6 protein-coding genes are annotated in these 6791 nt (G+C 70.6%); 3 read left to right on the forward strand and 3 right to left on the reverse strand.

Annotated elements, in window-relative coordinates:
- Nucleotides 1-194 precede the first annotated feature (194 nt).
- The 3 genes from ACFRMQ_RS10880 to ACFRMQ_RS10890 all read right to left on the reverse strand — a co-directional run bounded on the left by ACFRMQ_RS10880 (nt 195) and on the right by ACFRMQ_RS10890 (nt 2811).
- Entirely contained in the window at nt 195-953 is a 759-nt protein-coding gene (locus ACFRMQ_RS10880) for an amino acid ABC transporter ATP-binding protein (RefSeq protein ID WP_380729260.1), read from the reverse strand.
- Nucleotides 950-1834 carry an amino acid ABC transporter permease gene (locus tag ACFRMQ_RS10885; protein WP_380729269.1) on the reverse strand — a complete coding sequence of 295 codons (885 nt, stop codon included), beginning with the start codon at nt 1832-1834 and terminating at the stop codon, nt 950-952. Before ACFRMQ_RS10885 ends, ACFRMQ_RS10880 begins: the two co-directional genes overlap by 4 nt.
- Before the next feature lie 89 nt (nt 1835-1923).
- The gene (locus tag ACFRMQ_RS10890) at nt 1924-2811 is read right to left on the reverse strand and encodes an ABC transporter substrate-binding protein (RefSeq protein WP_380729263.1); all 888 of its coding nucleotides are present in this window, start codon (nt 2809-2811) and stop codon (nt 1924-1926) included.
- A gap of 529 nt (nt 2812-3340) precedes the next feature.
- Between ACFRMQ_RS10890 and ACFRMQ_RS10895 the strand changes: the two genes are divergently transcribed.
- Genes ACFRMQ_RS10895 through ACFRMQ_RS10905 form a run of 3 tightly spaced genes read left to right on the forward strand, consistent with a single transcriptional unit; the run spans nt 3341 to nt 6569 of the window.
- Nucleotides 3341-4741: a DUF6421 family protein gene (locus ACFRMQ_RS10895; protein ID WP_380729265.1), complete on the forward strand. Its 1401-nt coding sequence runs from the start codon at nt 3341-3343 to the stop codon at nt 4739-4741.
- A complete protein-coding gene (locus ACFRMQ_RS10900; RefSeq protein ID WP_380729267.1) occupies nt 4738-5496 on the forward strand; it encodes an SDR family NAD(P)-dependent oxidoreductase in 759 nt (252 codons plus the stop codon). The genes ACFRMQ_RS10895 and ACFRMQ_RS10900 overlap by 4 nt, the downstream gene beginning before the upstream one ends.
- Nucleotides 5493-6569: a threonine aldolase family protein gene (locus tag ACFRMQ_RS10905; protein ID WP_380729271.1), complete on the forward strand. Its 1077-nt coding sequence runs from the start codon at nt 5493-5495 to the stop codon at nt 6567-6569. Before ACFRMQ_RS10900 ends, ACFRMQ_RS10905 begins: the two co-directional genes overlap by 4 nt.
- Nucleotides 6570-6791 lie beyond the last annotated feature (222 nt).

Genomic DNA, 6791 nt, shown 5'->3' on the forward strand with positions numbered 1-6791 from the left:
GCGACGGACGTCCGGTCCCACGATCACCGCACCCGGCCGACTGCGGCCAGGGCGCGTACAGGGGCGCACAGGGGTGCCCGTCATCGCGAAGGCCCTGGCCGCACACCGGGTCGCACACCCTCGTCGCCCCCCCCGCCACCCCGCTCACCCCGCCCACCCCTCGGCGGGTCGGCGGACCGGCCGCCGGGGGGGGCTCAACCCTGGAGCCGGCCCGAGGCGACCACCCGGCTGAGGAACTGCCGGGTCCGTTCCTCCTGCGGGTCGCCGAACACCTGCTCCGGCGGCCCCTGTTCGAGCACCACCCCGCCGTCCAGGAAGCAGACCCGGTCGGCGACCTCGCGGGCGAAGCCCATCTCATGGGTGGAGATGACCATCGTCATCCCCTGCTCCTTGAGGTCCCGCACCACCGACAGCACCTCGCCGACCAGCACCGGGTCGAGTGCCGCGGTGATCTCGTCCAGGAGCAGCAGCCGGGGCCCGGTGGCCAGCGCGCGCACGATGGCGACCCGCTGCTGCTGTCCCCCGGAGAGCCGGTCCGGGTACTCCTTCGCCTTGGCCGCCAGCCCGAGCCGCTCCAGCAGTTCCAGCGCCCGCGCCTCCGCCTCGGCCCGGGCGACCCGGTGCACCCGGCGCGGGGCGAGCGTGATGTTCTCCAGCACCGTCAGGTGCGGGAACAGGTTGTACGACTGGAACACCACACCGATCCGGCGCCGCACGGCGTCCTCGTCCGCGCGCGGATCGGTGATCTCCTCGTCGTCCAGGAAGATCGCCCCGTCGTCGATCCCCTCCAGCAGGTTGACGCACCGCATCAGCGTGGACTTGCCCGAGCCGGACGCCCCGATCAGCGCCGTCACCGAGTGCTCGGCCACGCCGAGGTCCACGTCGCGCAGCACCAGCTGGCTGCCGAAGGTCTTGCGCACCGACTCCAGCCGGAGCACCTCGTTCGACGTCACACCGCACCTCCCTGGAGCTGGCGGCGGTTCATCCGGCCGGTCAGCCAGTCGGCGAACCGGGTCAGCGGAATGGTCAGCACGATGAACACCAGTCCGGCCACCAGGTACGGGGTGAAGTTGAAGGACCGGGACGCGATGATCTTCGCCGCGTACACCGCGTCGATCGCGCCGCCGATCGAGACCAGGCCGGTGTCCTTCTGGAGGCTCACCAGGTTGTTCAGCAGCGGCGGTACCACCCGCCGGACGGCCTGCGGCAGCACCACGTACCGCATCGCCTGCGCGTTGGTGAGCCCCAGCGACCGCGCCGCGGCCCGCTGGCTCGGGTGCACCGACTCGATGCCGGCGCGGAACACCTCCGACACGTACGCCGAGTACGTGAGCACCAGCGCGGCGCCGCCCAGCAGCAGCGGATCGGTGGTCACCCCGGTCAGCCGCAGTGCCGGGACCCCGGTGATCATCACCAGCAGGCAGATGATCATCGGCAGCCCGAGGAAGAAGTCCACGTACGCGGTGGCCAGCAGCCGCACCGGCAGGAAGACCGGCCCGCGCAGTGTCCGCAGTACCGCCAGCAGCAGCCCGAACAGCAGGATCAGCACCCCGCAGCCGAGCATCAGCTCCAGGTTGAGCCGCAGCCCCTTCAGTACCTCGGGCAGTGCCTGGCGGGCGTAGTCGAGGTTGAAGAAGGTCCGTCGAGTCACGTCCCAGCCGGGGGAGTTGACGACCAGGAGATAGAGGACGACCGCCGTCCCGAGGGTCGACGCGGTGGCGATCAGCGCCGACCGGCGGGCCCGGGCCCGCCGGTACGCCTCGTGCGCCAGTCGGTGTTCGGACGGGCGGTAGTCGTCCCGTGCCGTCGGCGCGAGCGATTTGGCAGGCTCCACCGCCGCGGTGCCCGGCGCGTTCCCGCCCGCCGCACCGCCCGCCGCACCACCCGGCGAGTGCCCGCCCGCCCCGGAACCCAGCTCTGCGCTCACTTCAGCACCGGTGCCGAGACGGCGTCGGACAGCCACTGCTTCTCCAGCTTCGCCAGCGTGCCGTCGGCGCGCAGCGCGTCCACGGCCTGCGAGACGCAGCCGGTCAGCTTGGAGCCCTTGTCCAGTACCAGGCCGAACTGCTCGGCCTTCGCCGTCGTCTCGAACTGGCCGACCACCTGGGCCTCCGGCACCTCGGCGCCGGTGATGTAGAAGGCGGTCGGCAGGTCCACCACCAGGGCCTCGACCTGGCCGTTCTTCAGCGCGGCCTTGGCCAGGTCGTTGGAGTCGAAGACGGCCGGCTGGGTGCTCGGCTTGATGGTGCCGGTGATGGTGTCCAGGCTCGTGGTGCCGACCTGGGCCCCGAGCTTGGCGTCCTTGAGGTCGGCGATGCTCTTGGCGTTCGCCGCCTTGGAGTTCTTCAGCGCGATGACCGTCTGGCGCACGTCGTAGTAGCCGGAGGAGAAGTCCACCGCCTGCTTGCGCTCGTCGCTGATGGACACCTGGTTGAGGTCGAAGTCGAAGTCCTTGGCGCCGGGGGCGGTCGCCTTGTTGAACGGCGCGACCACCCAGTTGACCTTCTCCTTCGGGTAGCCCAGCTTCTCCGCCACCGCGTAGGCCACGGCGGATTCGAAGCCCTTGCCGTTCTCCGGCTTGTCGTCGGCGAACCACGGGTCGTAGGCGGGCTTGTCGGTGCCGATGGTCAGCGTCCCGGCGGTGCGCGTCGCCAGCGCCCCGGGCGCGCAGCTCGTCGCCGACCCGGCCGTGCCCGGGGTGCCGGACGCGGCGTCGGACTTCGGGTCCTGCGGGGCACAGGCGGTCAGCACGGCCGCGGCGGCGACCAGTGCGGCGAGGGGCAGTACGGCGGACGGCTTGCGGATGGTCATGACGGGGCTCCAGGGAAGGACCGGCGGGACATGGGAAGAGGGGAGGGGCGCGGGAGGGCCGGGGTCGGGCGGTCCGCGGTCCGGCGGGTCACTTCCCCGGTGGCGGCGCCGGAACACACGCGGCATGGTCGGCGTACGGGCCCGCGTCCGCGGCGCCCCCCGAGCCGGATCGGCAACGGCCGGATCGGCGGCAGCCGGTCAACAGCAGCGGCGACAGCGGCAGCGGAGGCCGCGCGCGCGACAGCGACGGCCGACGTGCCGACGGGAGGGCACCCGGAAGGGGCTGTCGTGGCATTCGCCCACTGTGATCACCGCCGGGAGCATGCCGGGAGGTTCGCATCAGAACGGCACATCTGTCCAGAACATCCAGACCGCTGTCCACATGCCGGACAACCCCCTTCCCGCCGAAGGATTCGGTGCCGGAGCGGCGGCGCGCCGGAACTTTGTCGGCCATGGCCCCCTTGAACGGGAGAACCTTTCGTACATATGGTGTTCCCGTTGAAATAACTCCTGTCGAAGTGAGTCCACGATGCAGAATCTTTCGCCAAGGCTCGCTGTGGCGGCCGACGCCCCGGTCTCGACCCTCGCCGGCCACCCGGCCTGGCTGCGCCTGAAGGAGGCCGTCGAGACGCTGCGCCCGCTCCAGTCCAAGGACGGCTCGATCGACCTGTCCGCCGTTCAGCGGCACACCGTCGACCCGCTGGTCGCCACCGTCCGCGCCGCCATCCAGGAGCTCGCTCCGAACTTCCCGCACGACGCCGCCTACCTGGCCGCCGTCGACGCGGACCTCGCCAAGTGGGCCGACACCGGCTACCGCGAGCCCGACTTCCTGGACTCGCTGCTCGCCTTCCACCCCGCCGACCAGCGCGAGGACGGGCTGGAGCACCTGGTCGTGTTCCCGATGTACACCCAGAACGGCAACCCGGACCGCAACCTGGAAGCCGTCCTGCTGACCGTCGTGTGGCCCGACTGGCTGGCCGAGCTGGAGCGCACTCGCTTCGACAACCCGATGTTCGTGCCGATCACCTTCACGGACTTCACCGCCGGCTACGACACCAACTCCGCCGTGCTCTTCCCCGAGACGGTCGCCGTGCGCAAGGCGCCGGAACGTTTCACCTGGGGCGGCATCTTCTGCGACCGCGAGGCAGCCCGCTTCCGCGCCGTCTCCACCAGCGCCGTCCAGCAGCTCGGCCTGGAGATCCCGGCCGACGCCCAGGGCCTGCTCCAGGACCAGCAGCGCGCGCAGGAGACCTTCGTCCTGTGGGACCTGATCCACGACCGCACCCACAGCCACGGCGACCTGCCGTTCGACCCCTTCATGATCAAGCAGCGCAGCCCGTTCTGGATGTACGGCCTGGAGGAGCTCCGCTGCGACCTCACCACCTTCAAGGAGGCGGTGCAGCTGGAGACCGAGGGCAACCCGCATGCCCGCGACGTCCAGTACGCGGTCCTCTTCGACCGCCTGTTCCGCTTCCCGGTCTCCGGCGACAGGGTGCGCAACTACGACGGCATGGGCGGCCAGCTGCTCTTCGCCTACCTGCACAAGCACGACGCCCTGAGCTGGCGCGACAACCGCCTCAGCATCGACTGGGAGCGCGCCCCGCAGATCACCAACGCGCTCTGCGCCGAGATCGAGACCCTGTACCGCGACGGCATCGACCGGCCGAAGTCGGCCCACTGGATCGCCGCCTACGAGCTGGTCTCCCGCTACCTCACCCCGCACCCGGCCTCCACCTGGGCGAAGGGCACCGAGGCCCTGCCGCTGGACATCACCGACGGCAAGGCCCTCAACAAGGCCCTCTGCGACGCCGTGGTCCCGGACGAGTTCCCGCTGAGCATGTTCTACGAAGCCCTCAACAAGAAGCTGAGCGGCGTCATCGCCGCCACCGCCGGCATCACCGGCGCCGGGATCCAGGGAGCCGCCGCGTGACCACCTCCACCAACGCCCCGCTGGCCGGCAAGGTCATCGCCGTCGCCGGAGCCAGCGGCCCGGCCGGGCGCGCCGTGCTGCGCCGCCTCACCGCGGACGGCGCCACCGTGATCGGCGCCGACATCGACGCCCAGCGCCTGGAGTCCGCCCTGGACGCCACCCGGGTGGCCGTCCGCGGAGCCAAGATCAGCGGCCAGGTGATCGACCTGCTCGACCCGCAGGAGGTCCACGACTGGGCCGACCACCTGGAGTCCGAGCACGGCCACGTCGACGGCCTGTTCCACCTGGTCGGCGGCTGGCGCGGCGGCAAGACCTTCTTCGACACCCGGCTGGACGACTGGGACTTCCTGCACGACACCGTCGTGCGCACCCTCCAGCACACCTCGCTCGCGTTCCAGCCCGCGCTGGTCCGCAGCTCCGCCGGCCGCTACGCGATGATCTCCGCCTCGGCCGCGCACAAGCCCACCGCCGGCGGCGCCGCCTACGCGGCCGCCAAGGCCGCGACCGAGGCGTGGACCCTCGCCATGGCCGACTCCTTCAAGAAGGAGACCACCGCCCCCGACGGCGAGCCCACCGCGGCAGCTGCGATCCTGGTCATCAAGGCGCTGGTCAGCCCGGAGATGCGGGCGGAGAAGCCGGAGGCGAAGTTCGCCGGCTTCACCGACACGGCCGACCTCGCCGGACACCTGGCGGGCCTCTGGGACCGCCCCGCAGCAGAACTGAACGGACAGCACCTGTGGCTGACAGCTCGATGACCGACCTCACCCGTACGGACGCGGTACGGCGGCACGACCCCGCCGTCCGCGGCTTCGCCAGCGACAACTACGCCGGTGCGCACCCCGAGATCCTCGCCGCGATCGCCCTCGCCAACGGTGGCCACCAGGTCGCCTACGGTGAGGACGACTACACGACACACCTGCAGGACGTCTTCCGCCGGCACTTCGGCGAGAAGGCGGAGGCCTACCCGGTGTTCAACGGCACCGGCGCCAACGTGGTCGCCCTCCAGTCGCTGCTTCCGCGCTGGGGCGCGGTGGTCTGCGCCCAGACGGCCCACATCAACGTGGACGAGGGCGGCGCCCCGGAGAAGATGGGCGGCATCAAGCTGCTCACCGTCCCCACCCCGGACGGCAAGCTCACCCCCGAGCTCCTCGACCAGGAGGCCTGGGGATTCGGTGACGAGCACCGCGCGCAGCCGCTCGCGGTCTCCATCACCCAGAGCACCGAGCTCGGCACCCTCTACACCGTCGACGAGATCCGCGCGATCACCGAGCACGCCCACCAGCTGGGCATGCTCGTCCACGTGGACGGCTCCCGCCTCGCCAACGCCGCCGCCTCGCTCGGCCAGCCGCTGCGCGCCTTCACCACCGATGTCGGCGTCGACGTGCTGTCCTTCGGCGGGACGAAGAACGGCCTGCTGTTCGGCGAGGTCGTGGTGGTGCTCAACCCCGAGCGGGTGCGCAACATCAAGTACCTGCGCAAGACCTCGATGCAGCTCGCCTCGAAGATGCGCTTCGTCTCGGTCCAGTTCGAGGCGCTGCTCTCCGGCGATCTGTACCTGCGCAATGCCGGCCACGCCAACGCGATGGCCCGCCGCCTGGAGGCCGCGGTCCGCGAGATCGACGGCGTCGAGCTGGTCCGCCCGGTCCAGGCGAACGCGGTGTTCGCGATCCTCCCGCGCGAGGTGAGCGAGCGGCTCCAGAAGCGTTACCGCTTCTACTTCTGGAACGAGCACACCGGAGAGGTGCGATGGATGTGCTCCTTCGACACCACGGAGGCTGACATCGACGCCTTCGCTGCGGCCATCGTCGAGGAGATGGGCCGCGCCTGACGCTGCCAGAACAAGATCGTCCCGTCCTGCGAGAGCAGGGCGGGACGATTTGCATGTGGCGGGCCCATGCCCGTACAGTTCCGGAGTCGCCGCGGGAGACCGGGGAGACAAAGCGGAAAGCGAATCCGATGAATGAAACTCCGGAAAACGGAGCGGAAAACATCTGATAAGCTGGAAACACGAAAGAACGAAGCCCGGAGGGCCTGCTGGAAGGCAGTCCGA

Origin of the sequence: Kitasatospora sp. NPDC056783 (assembly GCF_042789895.1) — a bacterium.
In the GTDB taxonomy this organism is placed as follows: Bacteria; Actinomycetota; Actinomycetes; order Streptomycetales; family Streptomycetaceae; genus Kitasatospora.

Bases quoted from the DNA above. Each gene is read 5' to 3' on its own strand.
- ACFRMQ_RS10890 (WP_380729263.1), bottom strand. From the start codon at position 2,811: ATGACCATCCGCAAGCCGTCCGCCGTACTGCCCCTCGCCGCACTGGTC.
- ACFRMQ_RS10895 (WP_380729265.1), top strand. From the start codon at position 3,341: ATGCAGAATCTTTCGCCAAGGCTCGCTGTGGCGGCCGACGCCCCGGTC.
- ACFRMQ_RS10905 (WP_380729271.1), top strand. From the start codon at position 5,493: ATGACCGACCTCACCCGTACGGACGCGGTACGGCGGCACGACCCCGCC.